We start from the raw sequence: 3578 nt of genomic DNA on the forward strand, positions 1-3578 counted from the left end.
ACGCGGGTGGCGTCATCAACAACACTCATTGCAGCGGCCGTTCTTGTGACACCTTCGAGCTCGACACTCCGAAGGATCACGGACGGCCGCGCTTGCTGTCAGGGGAATGGGGAACCCCGACGAGAAACGATCTTGGCGAGCTTAAATCTCAAGCTGAAAGTCGGCAATGGCCTGGTGGGTCGAGTGCTCGCGGGACCTCGGTGGCGACAGGGCTCTCGGCCGGGGCAAGCTGGCCGACCTGCGGATCCTCAGGGGTCACTCCGCCTTCGAGGAGGTCACCGCGCTCTCCTCGACCGTGGACACAGCACTGCGGTTCGGCCGCGCCATCGCCTCGACCCTGCCCTGGTTAAGCAGCCGGTCCTCCTCGCGGCGGTCTTGCTCCTGCTCCGCGGCCCGCTCCATGGCATCCTGCGTACGGGCTTCCTTCCGGGCCTGCGCCCGCGTCATCTGCTCCACCCGGAGTTGGCCCTCGCTGGGCTGGGCGGAGGACTGTGCGGTCTCCGGCTTCTGGGCGATCACTTCGCGCACCTCCGCAAAACGATCCTGAGCTGCGGTGTCGGCCTCGCCAGGGGTACCCACTATCTGGATACCCGTCATCCCCCGCACCGCCTCCTGGACCTCCGCGAGCATCTCCCGCATCTCCGCCAGCGCGGTGGTCACCTCGGTGCTCACCTCCGGGTGCTCACCTGAGTGAGCACTTCCCTCGGGCTCGTACAGCAGGACGAACCGCTCGGCTCCCCGGCGGGTGATGACGACCTCTTCGCCTCGCCTGGCCTGGTCGAGCATCTGGCCGGCATTGGACCGCATCATCTTGGCGGTGTAGGTGGACATGTACGACCTCCTCAGGCGACATCGGAGCGGACGGCCCACATGGCCTGATACACCTCGCCCATGGTGAGGGTGCGGCGCTTCTCCAACAGCTCAGCGACCATGACGATGTCCTCCCAGTATTCGTCCACCAACCTGACAGCCCCGTCATAGACCAGGGTGAGGTCCTCCTCCGAGAGGCCGAGGGCGTCCACATCGTCCATGTCGACGGACGAACCCGCCTTTATCAGCGTCGGGAGTTCGCCTCTGTCACCGTCGCCCAAGAGGATGGCCTCGGCGAAGGGGCCCGCCAGCGAAATGACCCCGCGCGCCACGACCCCGATGCGCCGCATGCCGTAGATGTGGCCCTCGCTGAGCCTGCTGCGGGGGCGCAGGGTCACATACCTGAAGGTTCCCTCCTCGACGAGGCAGGCCACCGTATGTGCGGCCTCGTGGATGGCGAGGGAAGAGAACCCCTCGGAGGGGGCATCATTGCTGCTCATGGAGCTAAGTAAACACCAAGTGCTCACCTCGGGGCAAGTCGAGGTGAGCACCAAGTGAGCACTTCTGGGGATCGAGAGGTAAACACCAGGTGAGCACCCTGGCGCCTCCTCCGAGCCGAGCAGGGCTGGACCTCTGCGGCCCCTGGGCCATGTAGGTCGGAGCGGGCTCCTCGCCCTATCGACCCCGCACCGCCCGGCACTCGCCGCACAGCGGGATCACCTTGAGCTTCTGGTTGCCCGCCCCCCGCCGCCAGCCGAAGACCCCGGGGCCCCGACCGCAGAGGGCCGCTCCGCCGCCACGAAGAGGGCGGACCGCCCGAAGGAGGTGGCGCGTACCGGCGCTGTCCACATAGACCCCGTTGGCGATCTCCGGCGGCTGGTTCATGTGCCCCTCCCCTGTCCCGGTTCGTCCCAACTTAGTGACCTCACTAAAGGTGACTAACCCGGACAGGCTACCCCAGGGGTGCTGTCTGGTCAGTGCCTCTGGGGATTTTTAAATGTCTGCCTCAGACCGTGGTGGCGGACCGGGTGCCGATCCGGCTGATCCGGGCAGCCATCGCGGCGAGCTTGGACTTGGCCGGCGAGCCTGTCCTGTACGGGCCGCCACCGTGGTCACGCGGTAAGTGCCAGTTCGGCCTCCTCTGACACCGTCGGCCACCGGCCTTCCCGCCACCACAGCGGTGTCTCCTCGACCTCCACATCGGTGACCTCCGGGGTGGCCTCCTGCGGCTCCATGACCTCCCCGGTCAGCAGGTTCACCACGATGCCGCCATCCACGCTCTCCACGGGGCCCTCAGCGGCCTCCAGGGCCCGTCGGGCTCGGGCGGTCTCCACGGCCCGCTCCACAGCCGTACGGCGCCCGTAGCGTTCCTTGTCGACGTTGAACTGGACACGGTCGGCCTTGTCGTCCCACGCCCTCCGCTGGTCCCGGATGTGCGTCCTGCGCTTGAACCCCTTGCCGGTGGCCCCGATGTCGGCTGCCACCTTGCCCAGGTCCCGGTACCCCCGGGTCCATGTGCGGTCGGTCTCGATCGCCATGCCCTGATCCCGCAAGGATGCGAGCCACTTGTAGGCGGTCCTCTTGGCCACTCCCGCCTTGGTGACTACCTGGTCCACCGTGAGGGCCTCATCGCCGAGTACCGCGTACACCGCAGCCGCTGCCCTCCCCAGCTTGAGGAAGGCGTCTGTGGTGGCCACATCCAGAGCAGGCTGTGCACGGTTCTGTGCACGAGAGTCGACACTGACCTCACGCCCGGTGGACCTCCCGTCTCGTAGAGACGGGACTGTGTCGACTCCTGTGCACACCTCCTCGGTGCATTCCGTGCACTCCCGGACCCCCGGGGCCAGGAGCTTGTAGACCTGAGCGTCACGGACCTGGAGACGGTCTTCGTGCTTGGAGAGCCAGCCCTGCTTGGTGAGGCGGTTCACGGAACGGCACGCGGTGTCACGGTGGACGGCGGCACCGAGGGCTATGTCGCGTACGGAGGCGGAGAGCAGGATGCGGCCACGACGCTGACCCTCGGAGTGGAGGTACTCCAGGACGTGACGGTCGGTACGGGACACGACCGAGTGGGACAGGTGGACACGGATGGGGACGAGGAGGGCACGAGCGTCGTCCTTGCCCTGGACAGGAGGGCTGGCCTGGAACTTGCGGACCGCACGGTCCCAGTCGGCCCTGGCGGCCTTCACGGGGTCGGCGATGGACCGGTGACCGGCCTTGCCTCCACGGAAGCGGTAGACGTCGCCTAGTTTGTTGGACTCGTCCGAGATCTCGCCATACCAGCGGGTCCAGTCCCAGCCCCGACCGATGACATGCATCGTGAAGGCGAAGACCGCCTCCGACCGGGATCCGTACTGGCCCTGACCGGTCCGCAGGAGGTCCTGCCACTTGGCGGCGAGGGGGCGGTAACGGTTCGGGGAGCCTTGCTCCCGGACGGCCGGGAGATTGTACACCGGGGAGGATGCACCGGTAGAATCGAAGCAGTCGCGCACGGTTCCTCTATGTCATTTGGTGGTTACGTCGCGCGATCAGGCCCTGCCAGGCCGACCACGCCACGATCAGACCCATTTTTGGGTGATCTGGTGTAGCTGAGGACCCCCGATCTCTGTTCGGGGGTCTTCGGTATTTCGGGGGCCATCATGGGTCTTCGAATTTAACCGGGCTTCGCCTCTCTGCGGCTCCGCCTGGTGGTCGCGCAGCGTGACCGTAGGCGTTGGTGCTCGCGGTTGCGGAAGCCGAAGGCGTTGCGGGCTTCGAGCTTGATGAGG

The 3578-nt window shown here is 66.7% G+C and carries 4 protein-coding genes; all 4 read right to left on the reverse strand.

Annotation, left to right across the window (positions count from 1 at the left end):
• Positions 1 to 255 precede the first annotated feature (255 nt).
• Entirely contained in the window at positions 256 to 831 is a 576-nt protein-coding gene (locus tag FCI23_RS54505; RefSeq protein ID WP_136731601.1) for a type II toxin-antitoxin system prevent-host-death family antitoxin, read from the reverse strand.
• 11 nt (positions 832 to 842) lie between these two features.
• Positions 843 to 1310: a hypothetical protein gene (locus FCI23_RS54510; protein WP_136731602.1), complete on the reverse strand. Its 468-nt coding sequence runs from the start codon at positions 1308 to 1310 to the stop codon at positions 843 to 845.
• Between the two features lie 175 nt (positions 1311 to 1485).
• Positions 1486 to 1695: a hypothetical protein gene (locus FCI23_RS54515; RefSeq protein WP_136731603.1), complete on the reverse strand. Its 210-nt coding sequence runs from the start codon at positions 1693 to 1695 to the stop codon at positions 1486 to 1488.
• A 227-nt stretch (positions 1696 to 1922) separates the two neighbouring features.
• On the reverse strand, positions 1923 to 3263 hold the full coding sequence (locus tag FCI23_RS54520; RefSeq protein WP_136731604.1) for a leucine zipper domain-containing protein: 1341 nt from the start codon (positions 3261 to 3263) through the stop codon (positions 1923 to 1925).
• Positions 3264 to 3578 lie beyond the last annotated feature (315 nt).

Origin of the sequence: Actinacidiphila oryziradicis (assembly GCF_005047355.1) — a bacterium.
GTDB classification, from domain to species: domain Bacteria; phylum Actinomycetota; class Actinomycetes; order Streptomycetales; family Streptomycetaceae; genus Actinacidiphila; species Actinacidiphila oryziradicis.

What these genes read in the sequence shown, in the direction of transcription:
- FCI23_RS54510 (WP_136731602.1), bottom strand. Translation starts at nt 1,310, where the DNA reads ATGAGCAGCAATGATGCCCCCTCCGAGGGGTTCTCTTCCCTCGCCATC.
- FCI23_RS54515 (WP_136731603.1), bottom strand. Translation starts at nt 1,695, where the DNA reads ATGAACCAGCCGCCGGAGATCGCCAACGGGGTCTATGTGGACAGCGCC.
- FCI23_RS54505 (WP_136731601.1), bottom strand. Translation starts at nt 831, where the DNA reads ATGTCCACCTACACCGCCAAGATGATGCGGTCCAATGCCGGCCAGATG.